Annotated in this window: 22 protein-coding genes; 9 read left to right on the top strand and 13 right to left on the bottom strand. The window is 67.6% G+C overall.

Features of this window, described 5'->3' with window-relative positions:
- Nucleotides 1-30 precede the first annotated feature (30 nt).
- On the top strand, nucleotides 31-825 hold the full coding sequence (locus FHT98_RS19580) for a class I SAM-dependent methyltransferase (protein ID WP_091855821.1): 795 nt from the start codon (nucleotides 31-33) through the stop codon (nucleotides 823-825).
- A 17-nt stretch (nucleotides 826-842) separates the two neighbouring features.
- Here the strand turns inward: FHT98_RS19580 and FHT98_RS19575 are convergent, their stop codons facing one another.
- Entirely contained in the window at nucleotides 843-2,618 is a 1,776-nt protein-coding gene (locus FHT98_RS19575; RefSeq protein WP_091855822.1) for an acyl-CoA dehydrogenase, read from the bottom strand.
- A gap of 187 nt (nucleotides 2,619-2,805) precedes the next feature.
- Here FHT98_RS19575 and FHT98_RS19570 point away from each other — a divergent pair, with 187 nt between their 5' ends.
- A complete protein-coding gene (locus FHT98_RS19570; protein WP_142114990.1) occupies nucleotides 2,806-3,774 on the top strand; it encodes an L-threonylcarbamoyladenylate synthase in 969 nt (322 codons plus the stop codon).
- A gap of 84 nt (nucleotides 3,775-3,858) precedes the next feature.
- Complete coding sequence (locus FHT98_RS19565; protein WP_061964675.1) at nucleotides 3,859-4,758, top strand: LysR family transcriptional regulator; 900 nt, start codon at nucleotides 3,859-3,861, stop codon at nucleotides 4,756-4,758.
- Between the two features lie 2 nt (nucleotides 4,759-4,760).
- Here the strand turns inward: FHT98_RS19565 and acuI are convergent, their stop codons facing one another.
- Together acuI and FHT98_RS19555 are read right to left on the bottom strand one after the other, a co-directional pair.
- A complete protein-coding gene (acuI, locus tag FHT98_RS19560) occupies nucleotides 4,761-5,747 on the bottom strand; it encodes an acrylyl-CoA reductase (NADPH) (RefSeq protein ID WP_142114989.1) in 987 nt (328 codons plus the stop codon).
- A gap of 97 nt (nucleotides 5,748-5,844) precedes the next feature.
- Nucleotides 5,845-7,077, bottom strand: a complete 1,233-nt coding sequence (locus FHT98_RS19555) for an MFS transporter (protein ID WP_061964679.1) — start codon at nucleotides 7,075-7,077, stop codon at nucleotides 5,845-5,847.
- Nucleotides 7,078-7,407: 330 nt separating this feature from the next.
- Here FHT98_RS19555 and FHT98_RS19550 point away from each other — a divergent pair, with 330 nt between their 5' ends.
- Together FHT98_RS19550 and FHT98_RS19545 are read left to right on the top strand one after the other, a co-directional pair.
- Complete coding sequence (locus FHT98_RS19550; protein WP_210244391.1) at nucleotides 7,408-8,613, top strand: cell wall hydrolase; 1,206 nt, start codon at nucleotides 7,408-7,410, stop codon at nucleotides 8,611-8,613.
- A 592-nt stretch (nucleotides 8,614-9,205) separates the two neighbouring features.
- Nucleotides 9,206-9,799 (top strand): hypothetical protein, encoded by a 594-nt coding sequence (locus FHT98_RS19545; RefSeq protein WP_142114987.1) that lies wholly within the window; start codon nucleotides 9,206-9,208, stop codon nucleotides 9,797-9,799.
- 232 nt (nucleotides 9,800-10,031) lie between these two features.
- On the opposite strand, the gene FHT98_RS19540 is transcribed toward FHT98_RS19545, so the two are convergent.
- The 4 genes from FHT98_RS19540 to FHT98_RS19525 form a co-directional block, all read right to left on the bottom strand.
- On the bottom strand, nucleotides 10,032-10,298 hold the full coding sequence (locus FHT98_RS19540) for a hypothetical protein (RefSeq protein WP_091855827.1): 267 nt from the start codon (nucleotides 10,296-10,298) through the stop codon (nucleotides 10,032-10,034).
- A gap of 4 nt (nucleotides 10,299-10,302) precedes the next feature.
- A complete protein-coding gene (gene infA, locus FHT98_RS19535) occupies nucleotides 10,303-10,572 on the bottom strand; it encodes a translation initiation factor IF-1 (protein ID WP_061964687.1) in 270 nt (89 codons plus the stop codon).
- 78 nt (nucleotides 10,573-10,650) lie between these two features.
- Nucleotides 10,651-12,168, bottom strand: coding sequence for a DEAD/DEAH box helicase (locus FHT98_RS19530; protein ID WP_082617058.1), 1,518 nt, complete (start codon nucleotides 12,166-12,168; stop codon nucleotides 10,651-10,653).
- Between the two features lie 181 nt (nucleotides 12,169-12,349).
- Nucleotides 12,350-12,559 carry a cold-shock protein gene (locus FHT98_RS19525; protein WP_061964689.1) on the bottom strand — a complete coding sequence of 70 codons (210 nt, stop codon included), beginning with the start codon at nucleotides 12,557-12,559 and terminating at the stop codon, nucleotides 12,350-12,352.
- Nucleotides 12,560-12,830: 271 nt separating this feature from the next.
- On the opposite strand from FHT98_RS19525, the gene FHT98_RS19520 reads away from it, so the two are divergent.
- A complete protein-coding gene (locus FHT98_RS19520; RefSeq protein ID WP_113585903.1) occupies nucleotides 12,831-13,325 on the top strand; it encodes a GFA family protein in 495 nt (164 codons plus the stop codon).
- Between the two features lie 36 nt (nucleotides 13,326-13,361).
- Here the strand turns inward: FHT98_RS19520 and FHT98_RS19515 are convergent, their stop codons facing one another.
- From FHT98_RS19515 to FHT98_RS19500, 4 genes are all read right to left on the bottom strand, one after another.
- Nucleotides 13,362-14,063 (bottom strand): HAD family hydrolase, encoded by a 702-nt coding sequence (locus FHT98_RS19515; protein ID WP_142114986.1) that lies wholly within the window; start codon nucleotides 14,061-14,063, stop codon nucleotides 13,362-13,364.
- A 13-nt stretch (nucleotides 14,064-14,076) separates the two neighbouring features.
- The gene (locus tag FHT98_RS19510) at nucleotides 14,077-14,631 is read right to left on the bottom strand and encodes a cupredoxin domain-containing protein (protein ID WP_142114985.1); all 555 of its coding nucleotides are present in this window, start codon (nucleotides 14,629-14,631) and stop codon (nucleotides 14,077-14,079) included.
- 3 nt (nucleotides 14,632-14,634) lie between these two features.
- The gene (gene ppdK, locus FHT98_RS19505; protein WP_142114984.1) at nucleotides 14,635-17,319 is read right to left on the bottom strand and encodes a pyruvate, phosphate dikinase; all 2,685 of its coding nucleotides are present in this window, start codon (nucleotides 17,317-17,319) and stop codon (nucleotides 14,635-14,637) included.
- Between the two features lie 187 nt (nucleotides 17,320-17,506).
- Nucleotides 17,507-18,001 carry a YcgN family cysteine cluster protein gene (locus tag FHT98_RS19500; RefSeq protein ID WP_142114983.1) on the bottom strand — a complete coding sequence of 165 codons (495 nt, stop codon included), beginning with the start codon at nucleotides 17,999-18,001 and terminating at the stop codon, nucleotides 17,507-17,509.
- 239 nt (nucleotides 18,002-18,240) lie between these two features.
- On the opposite strand from FHT98_RS19500, the gene FHT98_RS19495 reads away from it, so the two are divergent.
- The 3 genes from FHT98_RS19495 to FHT98_RS19485 all read left to right on the top strand — a co-directional run bounded on the left by FHT98_RS19495 (nucleotide 18,241) and on the right by FHT98_RS19485 (nucleotide 21,731).
- A complete protein-coding gene (locus FHT98_RS19495; RefSeq protein WP_142114982.1) occupies nucleotides 18,241-20,451 on the top strand; it encodes a transglycosylase domain-containing protein in 2,211 nt (736 codons plus the stop codon).
- Nucleotides 20,452-20,526: 75 nt separating this feature from the next.
- Nucleotides 20,527-21,102, top strand: coding sequence for a DUF1214 domain-containing protein (locus tag FHT98_RS19490; RefSeq protein WP_142114981.1), 576 nt, complete (start codon nucleotides 20,527-20,529; stop codon nucleotides 21,100-21,102).
- Nucleotides 21,099-21,731 carry a DUF1254 domain-containing protein gene (locus tag FHT98_RS19485; RefSeq protein WP_142114980.1) on the top strand — a complete coding sequence of 211 codons (633 nt, stop codon included), beginning with the start codon at nucleotides 21,099-21,101 and terminating at the stop codon, nucleotides 21,729-21,731. Before FHT98_RS19490 ends, FHT98_RS19485 begins: the two co-directional genes overlap by 4 nt.
- A 1-nt stretch (nucleotide 21,732) precedes the next feature.
- Here FHT98_RS19485 and FHT98_RS19480 read toward each other — a convergent pair whose 3' ends face one another.
- Nucleotides 21,733-22,497, bottom strand: coding sequence for a hypothetical protein (locus tag FHT98_RS19480; RefSeq protein WP_061964707.1), 765 nt, complete (start codon nucleotides 22,495-22,497; stop codon nucleotides 21,733-21,735).
- A complete protein-coding gene (locus FHT98_RS19475; RefSeq protein ID WP_091855834.1) occupies nucleotides 22,494-22,703 on the bottom strand; it encodes a hypothetical protein in 210 nt (69 codons plus the stop codon). The genes FHT98_RS19480 and FHT98_RS19475 overlap by 4 nt, the downstream gene beginning before the upstream one ends.
- Nucleotides 22,704-22,747: the final 44 nt, after the last annotated feature.

The following is a 22,747-nucleotide window of genomic DNA, read 5'->3' as shown; positions in this document are numbered from 1 at the left end:
GCCCCGCTCCCCTCGCAACGGAGCCGCACCATGGACAGCACCGATGTCGCCGCCTGCTGGGAGGCCAATGCCGAGACCTGGACCCGGCATGCGCGGGCCGGCTACGACCTTTATCGCGACGCGCTGAACACGCCGGTCTTCCTGGCGAACCTGCCGGATATCACGGGACTGAACGGTCTCGATATCGGCTGCGGCGAGGGCTCGAACACGCGCAAGCTGGCCGAAGCCGGCGGGAGAATGGTTGCCGTCGACATCGCCCCGACCTTCATCCGCCATGCGCAGGAGGCGGAAGCCGCAGCGCCGCTCGGCATCGACTACCGGTTCGGAGACGGCACCGCCCTGCCCTTCCCGGACGCCAAGTTCGACTTCGCGACAGCCTTCATGTCGATGATGGACATGCCGCGGCAGGACAAGGCGCTGGCGGAAGCGGCGCGCGTGCTGAAGCCCGGCGGTTTTTTGCAGTTTTCTATCCTGCATCCCTGCTTTGCGCCGCCCTATCGCAAGGTTCTGCGCGACGATGCCGGCCAAATCCGTGCGATCGAGGTCGGCCGCTATTTCGACGGCATCGACGGCGAGATCGAGACCTGGCGCTTCGGCGCCGCGCCAGCCGAGGTCAAGGCCAGCGTCGTGCCCTTCCGCGTGCCGCGCTTCCACCGCACGCTGAGCGAATGGGTGGCGATGATCGTCGTGGCCGGGCTCACGATCGAGCACATGGCCGAGCCGCATGTCGACGCCGAGACGGCGCGGGCCATCCCCTATCTCGCCGATACGCATATCGTCCCGCTGTTCCTGCATATTCGCGCCCGCAAGGGCGCGGCCGCCTGAACGGGGCGCCGCTGCTTTCACGCGGCGAAGACCGCAGCCGCATCGGCGATGGCGCCGGCACCTTCCGTGACCGCGAGTTCCAAGGCCGGAGCCTCGGTCGCGATGCATTCGGCATAGAAGCGGGCGGTGGCGAGATCGGCAGTGCCGTCGGCTTCCGAACGGGTGGCGAGCGCCTTCTTCGCGAGACCCGTGCCGCCCTGCGCCAGCGCGAAGAGCTTGAGATAGGGGGTGGCACCCGCCAGCGCGTCGGCCGGCTTGCCGCCGAGTGCGCCGAGCATCCACTCGGTCGCGCGCTCCAGCGCATCGACAGCCGCGCCAAGCCGGGCGGCAGCATGGCCGAAGCCCGGCGTGTTGGCACGCTCGACTTCCATGACGATGCCGCGCATCTCGTTGATCAGAGCATGCACCGCATCGCCCTGCGACAGCGGCAGCTTGCGGGTGACGAGGTCGATTGCCTGGATGCCGTTGGTGCCTTCGTAGATCGCGGCGATGCGGGCGTCGCGCAGATGCTGGGCTGCGCCGGTTTCCTCGATGAACCCCATGCCTCCATGGACCTGCACGCCGGTCGAGGCGACATCGATGCCGATATCCGTCGCATAGGCCTTGGCGATCGGCGTCAGGATGGCGGCGCGTTCGGAAGCGGCCTTGCGCCTCGCCTCGTCGGTCTCGCGATGCGAGCGGTCGAGCGCCTCGGCGACCTGATAGGAAATGGCGCGGGCGCCTTGAGTCTTGGCGCGCATGTCCATCAGCATGCGGCGCACGTCCGGATGGACGATGATCGGGCTCATCGGCGCGCCCTTTGGAGCATCGAGCGCCGCGCCCTGCTTGCGCTCATGCGCGAAGGCGAGCGCCTGCTGATAGGCACGTTCCGCGATGGCAACGCCCTGCAGCGCGACGTTGAGGCGGGCGTTGTTCATCATCGTGAACATGCAGGCGAGGCCGCGGTTCTCTTCGCCGATCAGCCAGCCGATCGCCCCGTCCTTGTCGCCGAAGGCCATCGAGCAGGTCGGCGAGGCATGGATGCCGAGCTTGTGCTCGATGCCGGAGCAGCGCAGGTCGTTATGCGCGCCGAGCGAACCATCGGCATTGACCATGAATTTCGGCACGAGGAAGAGCGAGATGCCGCGCGTGCCGGGAGGGGCGTCGGGCAGGCGCGCCAGCACGAGATGGACGATGTTCTCGGTCAGGTCGTGCTCACCATAGGTGATGAAGATCTTCTGGCCGGTGATGCGGTAGGTGCCGTCACCGACGCGCTCGGCCTTGCTGCGCAGCGCGTTGAGGTCCGAGCCCGCCTGCGGCTCGGTCAGGTTCATCGTGCCCATCCATTCGCCGGAGACGAGCTTGGCGAGATAGGTCTCCTTGAGATGGTCCGAGCCATGGGCATGGATCGCCTCGATGGCACCGACGGTCAGCAGCGGGCCGAGCGCGAAGGCGAAGGCGGCGGAGTTCCACATCTCGATGCAGGCCGATTGCAGCAGGGTCGGCAGGCCCTGCCCGCCATAGGCTTCCGGCGCCGGCAATGCGTTCCAGCCGGCCTCGGCCCAGGCCTTGTAAGCTTCCTTCCAGCCTGGCGGCGTGGTGACGGCGCCGTCCTTCAGCTTGGAGCCGTGGGCATCCCCCACGCGGTTCAGCGGTGCGATCACATCGGCGGCGAACTTCGCAGCCTCGTCGAGCACGGCCTCAGCGACGCCGCCTTCGAGCTCCGGCGCCAGCCCGTCAGCGATCAGTCGATCGAGGCCCGCGACATGGCGCATGGTCGAGAGCATGTCCGAAACCGGGGCGCGATAGCTCATCTCTCTCTCCTCAAGGCCGGCCTTAACCCGCAAGGGCAGCCGCAACCTGCATTTGCCATTGCCGCGATGGTAGCGAGGAACTATCGCCTAAGCCACGCGCAAGCGAGCGCGACCTTCGTCCGAAGGCCTGCTCGCCGATTAGTTTATATATAAACTATCTTCGGTCAATCTCGTCGTGAACCATCAGATGCTCGCCTCCCGCCCGACCAAGCTGCTCGCCGCCGATGCCTCCGGCATCGCCGAGGCGGCGGCGCTGCTGCAGGCGGCCGGGCTTGTCGCGCTGCCGACGGAGACCGTCTACGGGCTCGCTGCCGATGCGACCTCCGGCACCGCCGTCGCCGGCATCTACGCCGCCAAGGAGCGGCCGAGCTTCAACCCGCTGATCTCGCACCTGCCGGATCTCATGAGCGCGCGCCGGCAGGGCCTGTTCGATGCGAACGCGCTGGCGCTGGCGCAAGCCTTCTGGCCGGGGCCGCTGACGCTTGTCGTGCCGGCCTCGCCGGGCTGCACGGTGAGCGATCTGGCGCGGGCGGGACTTCCCTCCGTCGCCTTGCGCGTTCCGGCCCATCCGGTCGCACATGCCGTGCTGGAGGCGGCCGGGCGGCCGATCGCGGCGCCCTCCGCCAACCGCTCCGGCCGGATCAGCGCGACCAGCGCGGCCCATGTGATGGCCGATCTCGATGGACGCATCGACGCCATCATCGATGCCGGGCCGACCGAGGTCGGCGTCGAATCGACCATCGTCGCCTGCCTCGACGGCGCGCCGCGGCTGCTGCGCCCCGGCGGGGTGCCGCGCGAGGCGATCGAGCATGTGATCGGCCGGCCGCTCGTCATCGCGGGCGATGCCGGCCATGCGCCGATCTCGCCCGGCATGCTCACCTCGCATTATGCGCCCGCGGCGCGCGTGAGGCTCGACGCCGACGCACCTCATGACGGCGAGGCCTGGCTCGGCTTCGGCCCCGAGGAGCGCGCTTACCCGGCCTCGCTCAATCTGAGCCCCACCGCCGACCTCCGCGAGGCAGCTGCCCATCTCTTTGGATACATGCGCCAGCTCGATGAGATCGGGCGGAAGACCATCGCAGTCGCCCGCATTCCCGAGCATGGGCTCGGCGAGGCGATCAACGACCGTTTGCGGCGCGCCGCCGCGCCACGCTGAGCCCTGCTCTCCGGGATTTGAATTCCTCCAGCTTGCAACGATGCAAGATATCGGCTTGCGTGCCGACTGGAGGACGCCTTGCCGATGAATGCCAAGCTTGCCTGGGACGATTTCCGACTGATCAAGGCCATTGCCGATCATGACGGGCTGACCGGGGCGGCAGCGGCGCTCTCCGTCAACCATTCCACCGTGTTCCGGCGGCTCGGGCAGATCGAGGAACTGGTAGGACTGCCGCTCTTCGAGCGGCGCAAGACCGGCTATGTCGCGACGGTCGCCGGCGCAGAGATGGCGGCGCTGGCCAGCCGCATGGACGAGGATGTCACCGCCTTCGCCCGGCGCCTCGCCGGGCGTGACGTTGCTCCATCGGGCGAATTGCGGATCACGACGACCGACACGCTCTACCAGAACGTGCTGCTGCCGATCTTCGCGGCGTTTCGCCGGGCGCACCCGCTGATCCGGCTCGATGTCGTCATCGGCAACCAGGCGCTCAACCTGTCGAAGCGCGACGCCGATATCGCGATCCGCGCCAGCGACACGCCGGGCGAGACATTGGTCGGCCGGCGTATCGCCACCATCGCCTGGGCGATCTATGGCCGCGCGCAGGACGGCATCACGACGGAGGAGGAAGCGAGCCCGGCGCTGCTCTACCAGCGCGACTGGGTCGCGCTCGGCGACCAGCTCTCGCATGTGAAGGCGGCGCGCTTCGTGCGCGAGCATGTCGCGCCGGAACGGATCGCGCTGAAGAGCTCGGCCGTTCTCGGCATCGCGGAAGCGGTCGCGCAGGGGCTCGGCATCGGGCCTTTACCGTGCTTCATCGCCGACCAGCGGCCGGACCTGATCCGGCTCCTGCCGCCCAATCCGGATTTCGCCACCGGCTTATGGGTGCTGACCCATCCCGATATCCGGCATGTGCCGCGGGTGCGCGCCTTCATGGATTTCTGCAGCAACGAGCTCGCACGGCAGCGCGCGCTGTTCGAGGGGTAGCCTCAGCCGATCTCGACGACGACGCGGCCCTTGACCTTGCCCTCGACGATGGCCTTGCCGGTTTCGATCACGGCCTCGAGCGGAATCGTCGTCGTGATCAGGCCGAGCTTGTCGCGGTCGAGATCGCTGGCGAGGCGCGCCCACGCCTCGATCCGGCGCGGCTTCGGGCACATCACCGAATCGACGCCGAGCAGCGCGACGCCGCGCAGGATGAAGGGTGCGACCGAGGCCGGCAGGTCCATGCCCTGGGCGAGGCCGCAGGCGGCGATGGCGCCGCCATATTTCGTCACGGCGAGCAGGTTCGCGAGGGTGTGCGAGCCGACGGCATCGACGCCGGCAATCCAGCGTTCCTTGCCGAGCGGACGGCCCGGCGCGGAAAGCTCGTTGCGGTCGATGATCTCGGCGGCGCCGAGGCTCTTCAGGTAATCGGCTTCCTCGGCCCGCCCGGTCGAGGCGATGACATGCCAGCCGGCCTTGGCCAGCAGCGCGATCGCGACCGACCCGACGCCGCCAGCCGCACCGGTGACCACGACGGGACCGTCGGCGGGCTTGAGACCGTGCCTCTCGAGGGCGAGCACACAGAGCATCGCGGTATAGCCGGCAGTGCCGATCGCCATCGCCTCGGCGGGCGTCAGCCCTGCCGGCAGCGGCACCAGCCAGTCGCCCTTGACCCGACTCTTCTGGGCGTAGGACCCGAGATGGGTCTCGCCCGTGCCCCAGCCATTGAGCACGACGAGGTCGCCCGGCTTGAATTCGGGATGGTCGGAGGTTTCGACCCGGCCGGCGAAGTCGATGCCGGGGATCATCGGCCAGCGGCGCACCACCGGGGCCTTGCCGGTAATGGCGAGGCCATCCTTGTAGTTCACCGTCGAATGGGTGACGCGGACGGTGACGTCGCCCTCCATCAGGTCGCTCTCGGCGAAATCGGTGAAGGCGAGATTGGTCCCCGTCTCGCCCTTAGTCGCCACGAGGGCCTTGAACGTCGTCATCACCATCTCCGAAATGCACAAACACGAAGGCCGACAAGGTTGCAGCGGCGTGGCGCCACCGCAACCCCATCGGCCGTGTGTAGATCAGTCTTCCCGATCAGGCCGGCTGCGCTTCCGGCCTGTTCACCGGCTTCTCGACGATCGGCAGGTTGATCAGGGCCGAGGCGACACCGAGCGCGACGGAGAGCCACCAGACGAACTGGTAATTGCCCATCGATTCGTAGAGCACGCCGCCGAGCCAGACGCCGAGGAACCCTCCGACCTGGTGCGAGAAGAAGGCGAAGCCATAAAGCATCGCCATGTATTTCGTGCCGAACATCAGCATGACCAGCGAGGAGGTCGGCGGCACGGTCGAGAGCCAGAACAGGCCGATCACGACGCCGAAGGTGATCGCCGTCGTCGGACTGGGAGGCAGCAGGATGAAGGCGGCGATCGCCACCGCCCGGCCGAGATAGATCCAGGCGAGGAGATGGCGCTTCGGCATCCGTGTCGAAAGCCAGCCCGAGGAGAGCGAGCCGACGGCATTGGCGAGGCCGATCACGGCCAAGGTCCAGCCGCCGACCCAGGCCGGCAGCCCGGCATCCTTGAGATAGGCCGGCATGTGCACGGTGATGAAGGCGAGCTGGAAGCCGCAGGTGAAGAAGCCGAGCACGAGCAGCACGTAGCTGCGATGCTTGAAGGCCTCGCCCAGCGCCTGAACGATGGTCTGGTTGGGCAGATTGGCCGCGGCGGCACCGGCCGCAGCGCCGGTCTTGCGCGTCGCCATCACGATCGAGATCGGCAGGATCGGCAGCAGCGTGAAGGCAAAGACGACGAGCGCCTGCTGCCAGCCCAGCGTGTCGATCAGGATGTTGCCGATCGGCGGGAACAGGAACTGGCCGAAGGAGCCGGCGGCCGTGCCGGCGCCGAAGGCCATCGGCCGCCATTGTTCCGGCAGGAGCTTGCCGAAGGCAGCGAGCACGAGGTTGAACGAACAGGCCGAGAGGCCGAAGCCGATCAGCACGCCGGCGCCGAGATGGAGCTCCAGCGGCGTCGTCGCATAGGCCATCATGACGAGACCGCCGGCATAGAGCAGCGCGCCGACGCAGAGCACACGCACCGTGCCGTAACGGTCCGCGATCGCCCCGGCGAAGGGAGCTCCGAGGCCCCAGAGCAGGTTCTGGATCGCCAGTGCCAGGCTGAACGTATCGCGGCCCCAGTTGAACTGGACCGTCATCGGAATCTGGAACAGGCCGGCGCTGGCCCGTGGGCCGAAGGTGATCAGGGCGATCAGGCAGCCGGCAGCGACGATGATCTCCGGAGCATAGCTGCGCGCTGGAGTGGACGTCATGGATGTCTCCGAAGCATCGAATGTGTGCCTACACGTTAGCGCCCTGCCCGGACGGCAACCAGCGCGATTTCGTGAAATCTCGCATCACGGCGACAGATGAAAGGCAAGAGGCGCAGCCGCCGTTAACCGGCGCTCAACCTTACCGAGGCGATAACGGAATCCAACGAAGGCGCGCGGGTTCGGCTGCGCTTTTCGTTCCGTGCGATCGGGACGGGTTTTGTCGCTTTGAGTCATTGGCGTGTCCACAGGCATGGGCGGAATGCGCGCCCCCTCGGCATCAGATGGGCCGCGAGCACCGTCGCGCCCTGGGCCCTGTCCGTCGGCATGCTCGTGTCCTTCACCGCCTCCGCCGGCCAGAATTTCGGGCCCAACGGCCTGCCGTCGAGCGCCATTGCCCGGGTCGCGCCCGGCCCCGTCTCGGAACTGGCCGAGGGTCCGTCCATGCTGGTCGCCGCCAGCGCTTTCCGGCTGCCGGGCCTCGCCCTGACCTCGGCGGTCACGCAGGCGAAACTCTCCTTCGAAGATCCGGAGCGCCGCATCGTCGTCGACCCGCGCGCGCCGCGCGAGGACATGAAGCGCTCCGCGGCGGCATCCTTTCCTGAGGTCGACCGCACGGCCAAGGGCGACATGCTGCCGAGCCTGCGGCCGGGCCTCACCGAACATCCTTCCGTCGAGCTGGAGCGCGTGGTCTTCGGCGAGACCCAGCCGAAGCTGATTTCGGGCGGATTCTCGATCGATGCGATGCGCGCGGCCGAAGCCATCGACGGGCCGCAGATCGGCTTCGAGCTCGACGCCAATGACGAGGGATTGACCGATCCGGCCCTGTCGGATTCGTCGCCGGTATCGCCATTGAAGCCGAAGATCCATTCGGCACGGCAGGCCGAGCTGCATCTGGAAAGCATCGACGGTTCCTCGCCCCTGGTGCCGACGGCAAGCCAGGTCTCGTCGTCGACGCCGCTCGTCGGCTCCGTCATGGGCACGCTCACGCCGCCGGCCCTGCCCGCTCATTCCGCACCCCAGCAGCAGCGCGCACGCATCGCGCTCGCCTCGGCGCCGGCCGGTCGCGACCTGCGGCTGGCCGAGCCCGGCGTGAAGCAGGACTATACCCAGTTGATCGCGCCGGAGAACATGGCGAAGGAGCAGCGCTGCCTCGCGGAAGCCGTCTATTTCGAGGCCCGCTCGGAATCGCTCCTCGGCCAGGCGGCCGTGGCGCAGGTCGTGCTGAACCGGGTCAAGAGCGGGCTCTATCCGAGCAGCGTCTGCGGCGTCGTCTACCAGAACAGCAACCGCTATCTCGCCTGCCAGTTCACCTTCACCTGCGAGGGCAAGTCGCTGCGCATCACCGAGCCCGCCTCCTGGCGCGATGCGGTCAGGATCGCGCGCGAGGTCTATGACGGCACGACCTACCTGCCGGATGTCGGCGCCTCGACCCATTACCACGCGAACTACGTGCGTCCGTACTGGGCGAAGAAGCTCAAGAAGATGGACACGATCGGCCAGCACGTCTTCTATCAGCTGCGGCCAGGGCAGACCTGATCGCCCCGAACGGCCGCTGCCAGCTATTGGCGGGCCCGGACCATCGCCTTCCCTGAAACGGCACGGCAGGCGATGAGCTATCCGAACAGGAAATGCCAGACGCCGTAACCGACCACACCGATCCAGGCGAGCGTCACGACCCCAGCCAGGCCGAGGCAGAGCGCGACGAACGCGTTGTCCTTGAGATCGTCCATGTGACCTTCCGGCAAAAGCGACGCAGCGACCTTTTCCCTCAACGAGCCAGCCCGAGGCTGCGGCATGCGTTCGGGCCATGCCTTTCGGGTGTCATAGCGGGACGATCACGGGCCCGGCATCCTTCGTTCGAAGGGCACGCGATCGTGCAGGCCGCAGGCCGCTTCGATCGCCGCCGTTAATATCGGGAGCGCTTCCAATCGCCCCGCGGGCTGCCCTCCGGATCCCTAAAAAGCGAGCGTTTCCCTTTACTTGGACGCAATCTGCATGAATGCGCGGGCCGCGCCGAACTGGTTAATTTTACCTTGTTTTAGCGTTTACCTTGCGTTCATCACTTCGAGCGGGCTTCCTGTCCTCAACGAACGGCGCCTGGCGCCGAAACCGACAGGTCAGGTCCAACATGGTGCGCTCGCTTTCCTCAGGGTTCATCGCCGCTTCCAGCGTCGCGACGGCGCTTCTGCTCGGCGCCTCGGTCGCCCAGGCCGGTGGCGGCTGCCGCGGCTCCGCCTGCTACAACCTGGTTACCGCGCCGCCGGTCTATGGCTCGATCAACGAGACCTACCAGGTTCGCCCGGCACAGGTGCAGCGCCGCGTCGTCCCGGCCGAATACGAGACCGTGACCGACAATGTGATGATCGCTCCCGAGCGCCGCATCCCGCATCACCGCGCCGCCGTCTACGAGACCGTGACGGAGAAGGTGCTGATCTCGGCTGCCGGCCGCCGCTGGGAAGTGACCCGCGACGCTTATGGCAATACGGTCGGCTGCTGGGTCGATGTACCCGCCCGCTACGGCTACCAGAGCCGCCGCGTCGAGGTATCGCCGGCTACCATCGATTACGAGACGGTCCCTGCCGTCTATACGCAACGTCAGCGCCAGGTGATGGTGCGTCCGACCCAGGTCGTGCGGGAAGAGATCCCCGCCGTCTACGAGACGAGGCAGCGCCAGGTGATGGTCAGCCCCGGCTCGCAGTATTGGTCCCGCTCCCGCTACTGAGCGGATCGGGACAGAGTTTCACGCAGACCCTTTTTTACCACGGAACGACCACTTTCACCCCGGCCCTCGCGCCGGGGTTTTTTCTTGGGCAGTTTTGCGGGAAAGGGGCCGGCATTCTCGGGCGGAGCGAAGCGCAGACCCGAGAATCTCTCGCAGGATCGGGGGCCTTTTGGCCGGAGATGCTCGGGTCAAGCCCGAGCATGACGCAAGGAACGCCTCGCGCCCTGCCCGCTCAGGCGAACTTGCCGCCGAGCAGGACGACGCAGACGCCGACGACGAAGGCAAGGAAGCGGGCGGGCATGCCGACCAGCGTTCCGGGCGAACGGCCCGTTGCATAGCCGACGAGCAACTCGACGAAGCCCAGCCCGAGCAGCACGATGGCGAAGGGCGGCAAGGCTCCGTCGGGTGCAACGAAGCCAGCCTTGACCCCATAGGCGACCACAGCGCCGAGGGCAGCGCCCAGCGCGACGAACAGCAGCTCGTTTCGCGACGGGCGCATGGTGTCAGCGCCGGCGGAAGTTCTGGCGCGGCGGGCCGCCCGGAGCGGGACCAGCCGTCTTCTGACGGAAATTGATGCGGCCGCGATCGAGGTCGTAAGGCGACATCTCGACGATGACGCGGTCACCCGCGATGGTGCGGATGCGGTTCTTCTTCATCTTGCCGGCTGCATAGGCCAGGATGATGTGCTCGTTATCGAGCTTCACCCGATAGTTGCCGTCCGGAAGCACCTCGACCACGGTGCCGTCGAATTCAAGCAGTTCTTCTTTCGCCATCTGTCGTCCTTCGTGAGCCCTAGGGCGCGTGGGCGAGCCGTCGTCAAAGAGGCTCGCCCTGTTCTGGCCGATCGCGCGTCAGCGCGCGCGCCGCCGGGCGCCGTTGGTGCGTGGTTGCTGTGTTCTTTGCTGCAAGAACGCGACGCCGCCAAGCCCTTCTTTTGCCGAAACGCCGTCTTTTCGCTGTGCGGCCTGCTCAGGGCGCGGCGCACGCTCGGGATGACGCGGGCGTTCGTGACGCTCCTGGCGCGGACCGCCATTGGCAGGCTGGCTACGCTGGCCGCCCTCACCGGGCTTGCCGCCGCGCGGCTGCTGTCCTTGCGGACGAGCCTGCTGCTGGCCCTGCGGGCGGGCACCTTGCTGGCCCTGCGGGCGGCCTGGACCGCCACGTCCGCCGCCGTTCTGCTGCTGGCCGCGCCCACCGCCGCGCTGGTTCTGCGGCGGCTTCTTCGGCGTACGGCCGTCCCAGTAGGGAACCTCGCCGATTGGGGTGATCGCGACCTTGGTCAGCTTCTCAATCGCAGCGAGATCGCCGCGCTCTTCCGGGGTGCAGAAGGCGATGGCGATGCCCGCCGCACCGGCACGCGCGGTGCGGCCGATCCGGTGGACATAGGTCTCCGATACGTTCGGCAGGTCGAAATTCACGACATGGCTGATGCCGTCGACATCAATGCCGCGGGCGGCGATGTCGGTGGCGACGAGGATGCGCAAGCTACCGTCGCGGAAGGCGCCGAGCGCCCGCTCGCGCTGGCTCTGGCTCTTGTTGCCGTGGATCGCGGCCGCCTCGATGCCGGACGCACCGAGCTGGCGCACGACCTTGTCGGCACCGTGCTTGGTGCGGGTGAAGACGATGGCGCGCTCGAGTTCGGGCACGTTCAGCGTCTTCGCCAGCAGCGCCGGCTTGTCGTGGGCTTCCGTGAAGATGACGCGCTGGTCGATCTTCTCGGCGGTGGTCGCGACCGGCGCCACCGCGACCTCGACCGGGTCGGTGAGATAGGCGGAGGCGATCTCGCGGATCGGCTTCGGCATGGTCGCCGAGAAGAGCAGCGTGTGGCGCTCCTTCGGAATCAGGGTCGCGATACGACGCAGCGCGTGGATGAAGCCGAGATCGAGCATCTGGTCGGCCTCGTCGAGGACGAGGAACTCGATCTCGCGCAGCGAGACGGCACGCTGGTCGACGAGGTCGAGCAGGCGGCCGGGCGTGGCGACGAGGATGTCGACCTTGTCGCCGAGCGCGCGGATCTGCTTGCCGACGGGCACGCCGCCGAAGATCACCGTCGAGCGCAGCGTGGTGAACTGGCCGTAGGTGCGGATGCTCGCCTCGATCTGGGCGGCGAGTTCACGCGTCGGCGACAGAATGAGCGCCCGCACGGCGCGGGCCGGCATCTGGCGCGGCTTGCCGAGCAGCCGATGCAGCATCGGCAGCGAGAAGGCAGCGGTCTTGCCGGTGCCGGTCTGGGCGGCACCGAGCAGGTCGCGGCCCTGGAGAATGGGGGGGATAGCCTGCGCCTGGATGGGCGTGGGCGTCTCATAACCTTCGGCTGCGAGCGCCTTGAGAAGGGGCTCGGCAAGGCCGAGATCGGTAAACTTGGTCAAGAAAGGGCTTTCTGGGCGCCGTGATCGCGGGGGGCGCATGTGGAATCGGCTGCGCCGCAGGCCCGCATCCGGCCTGAATTCAAAGATAGTCGGACCTGCCGGCGAACCGCTAGCCACAGCGCCGGCAGGCTTGTCGTGGACCGGGATGGCTCAAGGCCCGCCCGGTCGATCAGGTATTGGCTCAGGCGACGACGAGGTTGCCGGCCGAGGTCTTGCCGGTCTTGCGATCGGCAACGAGTTCGAAAGAGACGACCTGGCCGTCATGCAGCTCGCGCAGGCCGGCGCGCTCGACGGCGGAGATGTGGACGAACACGTCCTGGCCGCCGTTCTCAGGGGTGATGAAGCCGTAGCCCTTGGTGGCGTTGAACCACTTCACGGTGCCTTTTTCCATGGCGTAGAATCCTTACGTTTCAGATCCGCGTATCGTTGCGACCCAGAGCTCGACGCGCGGACGCCTTGCAATGGTCTTGTAGCGATGTGTGGTGGATCTGAATCGTGCCCGCCGACCGGATTGCCCGCGCGGAGGATTGGCCAGAACCCGGCCGCATCTCGTCATACATCGGCATGGGTAGCACGAAATGCAAGAACCGTCCAGCAAGGGGCCATCGCCGCTCGGAACCGAGCCGGCAAGCAGATGGTTGGCAGGAAAAGGAGGCCACACCATGCCGATCACGCTCAAGGGCTCCTGCCGCTGTGGAGCCGTGCATTTCTCGGTCGAAAGCCATGCCCCGGTCCCCTACCAGCTCTGCTACTGCTCGATCTGCCGCAAGACGGCGGGCGGCGGCGGCTTCGCGATCAACCTCTCGGCCGACGCCGCGACGCTGAAGGTCGAAGGCGAGGACAAGATCGGCAGCTTCAGCGCGGAGATCGAGAGCGATGACGGGGCTTGCGAGCGCTCGCAGGCGCAGCGCCGCTTCTGCACCAGCTGCGGCACCGCTCTCTGGCTGTTCGACCCGCGCTGGCCGGAGCTGCTCCACCCCTTCGCTTCCGCAATCGACAGCCATCTGCCGCGCGCACCCGAAAAGACCCACCTGATGCTGCGCTTCAAGGCCGGCTGGGTCGAGCCGGCGATCGGGCCGAACGACCAGAGCTTCGACGAGTATCCCGAGGAATCGATCGAGGACTGGCACCGCAAACGCGGCCTGTGGGTCGATTGATCCCGCGGCCCGCGGAGGTAGCTTGCTACGAACAGATTAGCGAACGAGCTGTTCGATGAGACTGCGCAGCGGGCCGAGATCCGGGATCGCATGGTAGCGGCCATGTCCCACGGGCTCCGCGGCATGTTCCAACACCCAGGTCAGTTCATGCGGCACATGCACCGCCCATGACCCGGCCTCCAGCGCCGGCAGGATATCGGACTTCAGCGAATTGCCGACCATCATCGCCTGCCCCGCCCCATCGCCATGGCGAGCGAAGATGCGATCGTAGGTATCCGGCTTCTTGTCGCTGACGATCTCGACCGCGTGGAAGAAATCGCCGAGGCCAGACTGGGCGAGCTTGCGCTCCTGGTCGAAGAGGTCGCCCTTGGTGATCAGGACCAACCGGTAATCGCCGGAGAGTGCCGCCAGCGTCTCACGGGCATGCGGCAAGGTCTCGACCGGATGAGCTGCCATCTCGCGGCCGGCGGCGAGGATCTCGCCGATGACAGCAGCGGAAACCTGCCCTCGCGTGACCTCGATCGCCGTTTCGACCATCGAGAGCACGAAGCCCTTGATGCCGAAACCGTAGAACCCGAGATTGCGCTTCTCGGCTTCCAGAAGGCGCCCGGAAATCTCGGCCGCCTCGCCGTGCTCGCCGAGCAGCGCGACGAAGCGATCCTCCGTCATCCGGAAGAACTGCTCGTTCTGCCAGAGCGTGTCGTCGGCGTCGAAGCCGATGGTGGTCAGGCGCGACATCGCTCGCGTCCCCTCAGCCGGAGGCAAAGCAGGACGGAGGGAGTGTTTGCCCCTCCCATTCGGCATAGGCATCGGGCGGCAGCACCCGGACCGCCACCGGCTTCTCATCGCCCGCAGGGGCTGCAGCCAGGTCACCGATGTCGCCCGGCGGCAGCTTGATGATCTTGTCCTCGATCCGGCCGGGGATCCCGGTCAGGTCCAGATCGAACTGCGGCAGCCGCCACGGGCGGATGATATCGCTCGCCGTCACCGAGAGACGCACGGCCGTGTCGGCCGGAAGCACCAGCGCTCCGCTGACGACACACTCATCGTCGGAGCCGACTCCGCCCGGCTGAAGATAGTCATAGCGCCAGCCTTCCGGAGTACCGGTCGCCAGAATGCGGCGCGCCGGTTCCGGCTCCTGCCTGCCGCCCTGGACAAGCAGCTCCAACGCTTCGCGGCAAGACTTCTGCATCGCGGCAGGCTGCCCGCTGCAGAGATCCGGCGCCTGCGCCAGAGACGGGACAGCAAAGCCACAGCTCAAAGCGAGCAGCAGCCCGCCGAAGCCGATGAACCGCCCGCCCGTCACGGCTCAGCCGTCCTTCGGCTTGATCGCGCCCAGCGCCGCCTGCGCCGCGGCAAGGCGGGCGATCGGCACGCGGAAAGGCGAGCAGGAGACGTAATCGAGCCCGACGCTCTCGCAGAAGCCGATCGAGGCCGGATCGCCGCCATGCTCGCCGCAGATGCCGAGCTTGATGCCTGAACGGGTCTTGCGGCCGCGCTCGGCGGCGAGCTTCACCAGTTCGCCGACGCCGTCCTGATCGATGGTGACGAAGGGATCGGCGTCGAGCAGGCCCTTGGCGGTGTAGGAACCGAGGAAGGAGGAGGCGTCGTCGCGGCTGATGCCGAGCGTCGTCTGGGTCAGGTCGTTGGTGCCGAAGGAGAAGAACTCGGCGCTCTCGGCGATCTCGGCAGCGCGTAGCGCGGCGCGCGGCAGTTCGATCATGGTGCCGACCTGATAGTCGATCTTCGTGCCGCTCTCCTCGATCACCGCTTTGGCCATGGCGTCGATACGGGCCTTGACCAGGTCGAGCTCGGGCTTGCCCATGACGAGCGGCACCATCACCTCCGGGATCACCGGCTTGCCGGTTTCCTTGGCGGCAATGACCGCCGCCTCGAAGATGGCGCGGGCCTGCATCTCGGCGATCTCGGGGAAGGCCACCGCCAAGCGGCAGCCGCGGAAGCCGAGCATCGGGTTGAACTCGTGCAGCTCGGCGGCACGGTGCTTCAGCGCCTCGGGGGTGACGCCGAGCGCGGCGGCGACCTCAGCGATCTCCTTCTCGCCATGCGGCAGGAACTCGTGCAGCGGCGGATCGAGCAGGCGGATCGTCACCGGCAGGCCGCTCATGATGCTGAAGAGCTGGACGAAGTCCTGGCGCTGCACCGGCAGGAGCTTGGCGAGCGCAGCCCGCCTGCCCTTGTCGTCCTGCGCGAGGATCATCTCGCGCACCGCCTGGATGCGATCCCCTTCGAAGAACATGTGCTCGGTCCGGCAAAGACCGATGCCCTCGGCGCCGAATTCACGCGCGGTCCTGGCGTCCTCCGGCGTCTCGGCATTGGCGCGGACCTTGAGGCGGCGGACCTTGTCCGCCCAGCCCATCAGCGTCGCGAACTCGCCGGACAATTCCGGCTTCTGCATCTTGATCTCGCCGAGCAGGACCTGGCCGGTACCGCCGTCGATGGTGACGAAATCGCCGGCCTTCAGCGTGTTCGGGCCGACGGAGAGCGTGCCCTTGGCATAGTCGATGCGGAGCTGGCCGGCGCCGGAAACGCAGGGCTTGCCCATGCCGCGCGCCACGACCGCCGCATGCGAGGTCATGCCGCCGCGCGAGGTCAGGATGCCCTCGGCGGCATGCATGCCATGGATGTCCTCAGGGCTCGTCTCGACGCGGACTAGGATGACCTTGCGGCCCGCCTTCTTCGCCGCCTCGGCATCGTCGGAATTGAACACGATTTCGCCGGCGGCGGCGCCGGGCGAAGCTGGCAGGCCGGTGGTCAGCACGCGGCGCTCGGCCTTGGGGTCGATGGTCGGGTGCAGGAGCTGGTCGAGCGCGCCGGGCTCGACGCGGCCGACGGCCTCCTCCTGCGTGATCAGGCCCTCGGTCGCGAGCTCGACCGCGATGCGCAAAGCCGCCTTGGCGGTGCGCTTGCCGGACCGGGTCTGCAGCATCCAGAGCTTGCCCTCCTGGATGGTGAACTCCATGTCCTGCATGTCGCGATAGTGCTTCTCGAGGATGCCGTAGATTCGGCAAAGCTCGGCATAGGCCTCCGGCATCTCCGCTTCCATCGAGGGCTTGTCGGAGCCGGCCTCCTTCTTGGCGGCCTCGGTGATGTCCTGCGGCGTGCGGATGCCGGCGACGACGTCCTCGCCCTGGGCGTTGATCAGGAACTCGCCATAGAGCGCGTTCTCGCCGGTCGAGGGATTGCGGGTGAAGGCGACGCCGGTCGCGGAGGTGTCGCCCATGTTGCCGAACACCATCGACTGGACGTTGACCGCCGTGCCCCAGCTCGCCGGGATGCTGTTCAACTCGCGATACTTGATGGCGCGGGCGTTCATCCAGGAGGAGAAGACGGCGCCGACCGCGCCCCAGAGCTGCTTCTCGGGGTCCTGCGGGAAGTCGGAGCCGAGCTCCTTCCTGACGATCTCCTTGTATTTCCCGACCAGCAGCTTCCAGTCGGCGGCCGAGAGATCGGTGTCGAGATGTAGGCCCTTGCGCTCCTTGTAGTCCTCCAGCGCCTCCTCGAAGAGGCCGTGGTCAATATCGAGCACGACGTTGGAATACATCGTGATGAAGCGGCGATAGCTGTCCCAGGCGAAGCGCTCGTCGCCCGAGGCCTTCGCGACAGCCTCGACCGTTTCGTCGTTGAGGCCGAGATTGAGGACGGTGTCCATCATGCCCGGCATCGAGGCGCGCGCGCCCGAGCGGACAGAGACGAGGAGCGGATTGGCGGCGTCGCCGAAGGTCTTGCCGGTGAGCTTGCCCATGCCGGCGAGCGCAGTCCGGACCTGCCCGTCGAGCTCGGCCGGGAAGCTCTTGCCGTTGTCGTAATAGGCGGTGCAGACCTCGGTGGTGATGGTGAAGCCGGGCGGAACGGGCAGGCCCAGATTGCTCATCTCGGCGAGGTTCGCGCCCTTGCCGCCGAGCAGGTTCTTCATGCCTGCCTCACCCTCGGCCTTGCCGTCGCCGAAGGTATAGACCCACTTCCCACCTGCCATCACATAGCCTCTTCTGTTCAACCGGACAGGGCAAACGCCGCGCCGGCTTGAAAGTTTCGTGTGCGTGCCGTCGATGGCCATTGGTCACCGGCAGCGGGGATGAGGCGCTCATGCCCAAACCGACATGAACGATCAATGAGCGTGTGCAGCATCGACTGATGCAGCGCAATAGCACGGCCGGGTTGCGTCAGGCTCCCTTCCCGCGCGCAGCCCGCGGCCAGCGCAGCGGCCAATTGACGATGCGCTCGGCGACCTCCTCCTCAGGCACCTCGTCCTCATTGGCGAAGACACGGCCGCGCACGGAGACACCGGCCGCGACCACCGTCTCGGGGTCGCCGGAGACCAGCGGATGCCACCAGGGCAGGTCCTTGCCCTCGGCGATGAGGCGATAGGCGCAGGTCGGCGGCAGCCAGGGCAGCGTGCGCACATCCTCGGGCGTCAGCGTCACGCAATCCGGCACTTTCACCGAGCGGTTCGGATAATCGCGGCAGCGGCAGGTGCCGGCCTCGAACAGGCGGCAGCCGACATCGGTCGCGAAGATGCGCCCGGTATCCTCGTCCTCGAGCTTGACGAGGCAGCAGCGGCCGCAGCCGTCGCAGAGCGATTCCCATTGCTCCGTCGACATCGCCTCCAGCGGCGTCGTCAGCCAGAACGGCTGCTGTTTCGGCGGGGTTTGCGTCATGGCAGGCTTATGCGCCCGCAGGCGACAAGATGGAAGGCCGTTGCCTGCCCGTTCATGTCTCGGGCCGGCACAGCCACCATGGCGGGCGTCCTGCCTTCTCCATGAAATTTACCGTCTCGCCTCTTATCCGGTAGCGAGACGTCCTTATGTGTCCATTCCCCGGCGCTCTTCTGTTGCCAAGATGGCAAGCACGCGGCAGGACTAAGCCTGGGGGCCATTCAGGAAGCCTGGATAAGGCCATGGAGTTCAGGAAGGCAGGCTGGAGGACGCGGCTGAAGCGCTTCGCGCTCGCCGCAGACTCATGGCTCGATGCCGGCCTGTGGGGCGCCGGGCGCCGCGCCGGCGAAATCCATGAACGCATCCGCAGCACCGCCGACCGCCTGACCGTCACCGGCGGCAAGCGCGTCGCCGCCGAATTCGCCAGCGAGGGCCTGAATATCGGCATCGTCGGCGCGCTGATCCTGCTGATGCTGGCCCTGCCGGCCTTTCGGATCGGCAATGACGAGGCGCTTAAGAACCAGGTCTTCGCCGTCACCTTCCTCGACCGCTACGGCATGCCGATCGGCCATCGCGGTGCCCGGCACGACGATTCCCTGAAGCTGGAGGAGATGCCGGACCATCTGCTCAAGGCGGTGCTTGCGACCGAGGATCGCCGCTTCTACGACCATTTCGGCATCGACGTGATCGGCACCTCGCGGGCCCTGCTGGTCAACACGCGGGCCTCGGGCGTCGTCCAGGGCGGCTCCTCGCTGACCCAGCAGCTCGCCAAGAACCTCTTCCTCAACAACGAGCGCTCGCTCGACCGCAAGATCAAGGAAGCCTTCCTGGCGCTGTGGCTGGAGGCAAGGCTCAGCAAGAACGAGATCCTCAAGCTCTATCTCGACCGCGCCTATATGGGCGGCGGCACCTTCGGCGCCGCGGCGGCCGCCGAGTATTACTTCGGCAAGTCGGTGAAGGACGTCTCGCTGGCCGAGGCCGCGATGCTCGCCGGCCTGTTCAAGGCGCCGACGAAATACGCCCCGCATGTCAACCTGCCGGCCGCGCGGGCGCGGGCCAACGACGTGCTCAACGCCATGGTCGATGCCGGCTTCATGACCGCCGGCCAGGTCGACAGCGCCAAGCGCAATCCGGCGACGCCGGTCGACCGCAAGCGCGATTCCAGCCCCGACTACTATCTCGACTGGGCCTTCGACGCGGTGAAGGAGCTCGCGAACGAGGGCAAGCTCGGCGCCGACCGTGTGCTGACCGTGAAGACCCCCCATGACACCGCGATCCAGCAGCGCGCCGACGAGGCGATCGAGACGATCCTGCGCCAGCACGGACCGGCCTATCGGGTGAAGCAGGCAGCGACCGTGGTCATGGACCCGGACGGGGCCGTGCGCGCCATCGTCGGCGGCCGGGACTATGGTGCGAGCCAGTTCAACCGCGCGACCGCGGGCCTGCGCCAGCCCGGCTCCTCGTTCAAGCCATTCGTCTATGCCGCCGCGCTCTCGGCCGGGCTCTACAAGCCGAATACGATCGTCACCGACCGGCCGGTCTGCATCGGCAACTGGTGCCCGAACAATTACGGGCGCTCCTATGCCGGCTCGATGCCGCTCACCGTCGCGCTGGCAAAGTCGATCAATACGATCCCGGTGCAGATGTCGATCGCCATCGGCCGCGCGACCGGCGAGACCCATGAGGCGCGCGCGGCCGCGATCGGGCGCCGGAAGATCGTCGAGACGGCCCGCGCCATGGGCCTGACGACGCCGCTGACCGACACGGTCTCGCTGCCGATCGGCGCCGCCGAGGTCACCGTCATCGACATGGCCGCCGGCTATTCCGTGCTCGCCAATGGCGGGCGCCGGGCGAAGCCCTATGCGGCGATCGAGATCGCCAATTCGCAGGGCGAGGTGATCTATCGCCATGACCGCGACGAGCCGGAGCCGAAGCAGGTGCTAAGCTCCCAGGTCGCGCAGGACATGAACTTCATGCTCTCGAAGGTGCCGACCGAGGGCACCGGCCGTCGCGCCGCGCTCGACGGCGTCGTCACCGCCGGCAAGACCGGCACCACCAACGGCTACAAGGACGCCTGGTATGTCGGCTATTCCGGCAATCTCGTCGGCGCCGTCTGGTTCGGGAACGACAATTCCACTGAAACCGCGAACATGACCGGCGGCTCGCTGCCTGCGATGACGTGGAAGGAGATCATGCAGTTCGCCCATCAGGGCCTGGAGCTCAAGCCGATTCCGGGCGTGCCCGTAACCGACCCGAAGGGCGCGGCGGTGGCCAGGGCCGGCAGCGCCACGAGGCCGGCTGGCGCGACCGCCGGCCATATGCCGCGCCAGTCCTTCGAGGTGCTCTCGGCCGTCGGCTCGATGTTCAAAGCCGTCGAGCCGCGGCGCAGCGCCGGCCGCCCCGTCCAGGTCGGCATCCGCGAGATCTCGGGCAGCGAACCACGGCTGCGCTGAGAGGCAGGCGATTGACGACGACCGGTGCGGTGGCTCAACTCCGCCCGGAACTCCTCTCCCAGGCGGAAGGACAGCGTGCGGATTCTCGACCTCGCCTATATCCTCGCCCTCGGCGCCGGCCTCGGGCTGGGCTCGGCCCATTGGGCGGTGGCCGGGCGCCCGGCCATCGGCCGGGTCGAGGTCGGCGCCTGGACGGCCTGGCCACGCAGCGGCAGCCGCGAGGTCGATCCCTATATGCGCGCCTATCTCGCCCGCGGCGTCCATCTGCCATTCGGCTCGGGTGAAGGGCTTGAGCTGATCGCCGAGCGGGACGACGCGGGGCAGACGCTGGACGGGCGTTGCCGCTACCGGCTGTCCGGCGCGACGCCGCCGACGCGCGGCTGGACCATCGGCATCACCGATGGCGACGGCCTGCCGTTCCGCCTGCCCCTGGAGCGCACCGGCTTCACCGATTCGGAGATCGTCCGCCCCGAGGACGGCGGGCTCGCCATCATCGCCGCTGCCACCCCTGAAGCCGGCAACTGGCTGCCCTTGCCGGCAAGCGGGCGCTTCCAGTTTCGCCTGCGGCTCTACGATACGCCGATATCGAGCCAGACCGGCGAGACACGGGCCGCCAACCTGCCGCGCGTCACGCGCCTCGATTGCCGATGAGCGCCCTCAGCCACGATCCGACGGAAAAGCGCAGCGCCCCCTTCGCCGGCTGGCGGCCGCGCCTGCGCACCGGCTTCGCGCGCTTCGCGATCACGACACTGGCCGGGCTGATACTCGCGGGAATCGTTCATATCGTTACGATCCTGGCGATCCCGGCGCTCTCGCTGCGCGACGCTGCTCATGCCTATCGCGAGCTTGGCATCGAAGGGCATGCCGAGCCGATCCCCTCCCCCGGCAATGCCCGCGGCCTGCCCGCCCTGCGCGAGGCCGATCCCAATGTCGTCACCGCGATCTGCAGCTACGATCTCTCGGCCGGCCCGATGCGGGTGGTCGCCCGCACGGGCACATTGCCGCTCGGCCTGACGCTGCACCGGCAGGGCGGCGGCGTGCTCTATGCCATCACCGACCGGGCGGCGATCCGCGGCACGCTCGAATTCCTGGTGATGACCGAGACCCAGCGCGACGAACGCATCGCGGCCGACGAGGAGGGCGAGACCAGCCGGGAGCTGCGCATCGTCTCCGATACCGAGCAGGGGCTGATCGTGGCGCGCGTGCTGATGCGCCTGCCCTCCGACCGGGCCGACGCGGAGGGCCTCGCGACGGGCGTCGCCTGCGGCGCGGCGAATTGAGTTAGCCCTTGTAGACGACCGGCCGCTTGCCGCCTTCGCCGAAGGTACCGATGAGCGGCATCTGGCAGAGCGGCCTGGCTTCCATCTCCAGCGCCATGATCGCACGCTCGGCCTTCACGGCTTCGCGCGAGGGCATCTCGACGACCAGATTGACCAGCGCGTGACGGTAGCTGCGGAGGCGGAAATCGAGGCGTTCGCAGACCCAGAAAACCAGCCCCTCGTTCTCGACGACGCGCGCATAGGCCGGTTCCTGCTTGTCGACAGGCACATCGGGAGAGGCCTCGACGGTGCGCATCCGCACCCGGTCCATGCTCACCACCCGTGCCGCATTGGCACGGAACGGGCCGATCAGCAGGCGATCGGCATTGGCATCCTCCGCCAGCCGGTTGTAGCGCGAGGCCTGGGAGGCGAAGGATATCGAGGTCAGCCCGCGGAAATAGTCGCCGACATCGGTCGACTGGGCCGCGACCGGCAGGATGCGCGTATGGGCAAGGTTGGAGACCTCGCCCTGGAAGACGCTGTTCGGGCTTGCCGGCATGACGAAGCGCCAGGCGCGGTCGCGCATCTGTTCCTCGTCGTCGGTCAGGCGGAAATAGGAACTCTGCTCGCCGCGGGCGGTCGCGGACCAGAAGCCCGTTTCGGGAGCGATGAGCTGCGACCAGACCGTCGGGCGCGGCCGGCCGAGATCGCCCGTGGTGGCGGTGCAGGCGGAAACGGACACAGCCGCCAGCGTGGCGAGCAGCAGCTTGGCCGGGCTTCGTGTCACGCAGGCTGCCTGCGGGCACTTTTCCGCGCAGCGACCTTCCGGGGCCGGGCATTGGCGGATGATTTTGCGCCCGGCAGCCGGGCTTCGGGCGGGCGCTCGTAGCGCACGCCGGTGAAGAACAGGATGTCCGCCGTCCGTGGCGGAAGGGAACAGGCCGAGGCCTGCTGCAGGCGCCGCTGCGGCGCAAAGGGGATGACGATGGCCATGATGCGCCTCCTTATCCAGCGCCAGAGTTGCAACGCGAGGGGCG

Origin of the sequence: Allobosea sp. AK1 (assembly GCF_006714945.1) — a bacterium.
Lineage (GTDB): Bacteria > Pseudomonadota > Alphaproteobacteria > Rhizobiales > Beijerinckiaceae > Allobosea > Allobosea robiniae.
Note: the sequence above shows the minus strand (reverse complement) of the source record. Positions and strands in the feature narration are given on the sequence as shown.

Bases quoted from the DNA above. Each gene is read 5' to 3' on its own strand.
- FHT98_RS19580 (WP_091855821.1), top strand. From the start codon at position 31: ATGGACAGCACCGATGTCGCCGCCTGCTGGGAGGCCAATGCCGAGACC.
- FHT98_RS19575 (WP_091855822.1), bottom strand. From the start codon at position 2,618: ATGAGCTATCGCGCCCCGGTTTCGGACATGCTCTCGACCATGCGCCAT.
- FHT98_RS19570 (WP_142114990.1), top strand. From the start codon at position 2,806: ATGCTCGCCTCCCGCCCGACCAAGCTGCTCGCCGCCGATGCCTCCGGC.
- FHT98_RS19565 (WP_061964675.1), top strand. From the start codon at position 3,859: ATGAATGCCAAGCTTGCCTGGGACGATTTCCGACTGATCAAGGCCATT.
- acuI (WP_142114989.1), bottom strand. From the start codon at position 5,747: ATGACGACGTTCAAGGCCCTCGTGGCGACTAAGGGCGAGACGGGGACC.
- FHT98_RS19555 (WP_061964679.1), bottom strand. From the start codon at position 7,077: ATGACGTCCACTCCAGCGCGCAGCTATGCTCCGGAGATCATCGTCGCT.
- FHT98_RS19545 (WP_142114987.1), top strand. From the start codon at position 9,206: ATGGTGCGCTCGCTTTCCTCAGGGTTCATCGCCGCTTCCAGCGTCGCG.
- FHT98_RS19540 (WP_091855827.1), bottom strand. From the start codon at position 10,298: ATGCGCCCGTCGCGAAACGAGCTGCTGTTCGTCGCGCTGGGCGCTGCC.
- infA (WP_061964687.1), bottom strand. From the start codon at position 10,572: ATGGCGAAAGAAGAACTGCTTGAATTCGACGGCACCGTGGTCGAGGTG.
- FHT98_RS19525 (WP_061964689.1), bottom strand. From the start codon at position 12,559: ATGGAAAAAGGCACCGTGAAGTGGTTCAACGCCACCAAGGGCTACGGC.
- FHT98_RS19520 (WP_113585903.1), top strand. From the start codon at position 12,831: ATGCCGATCACGCTCAAGGGCTCCTGCCGCTGTGGAGCCGTGCATTTC.
- FHT98_RS19515 (WP_142114986.1), bottom strand. From the start codon at position 14,063: ATGTCGCGCCTGACCACCATCGGCTTCGACGCCGACGACACGCTCTGG.
- ppdK (WP_142114984.1), bottom strand. From the start codon at position 17,319: ATGGCAGGTGGGAAGTGGGTCTATACCTTCGGCGACGGCAAGGCCGAG.
- FHT98_RS19500 (WP_142114983.1), bottom strand. From the start codon at position 18,001: ATGACGCAAACCCCGCCGAAACAGCAGCCGTTCTGGCTGACGACGCCG.
- FHT98_RS19495 (WP_142114982.1), top strand. From the start codon at position 18,241: ATGGAGTTCAGGAAGGCAGGCTGGAGGACGCGGCTGAAGCGCTTCGCG.
- FHT98_RS19485 (WP_142114980.1), top strand. From the start codon at position 21,099: ATGAGCGCCCTCAGCCACGATCCGACGGAAAAGCGCAGCGCCCCCTTC.
- FHT98_RS19475 (WP_091855834.1), bottom strand. From the start codon at position 22,703: ATGGCCATCGTCATCCCCTTTGCGCCGCAGCGGCGCCTGCAGCAGGCC.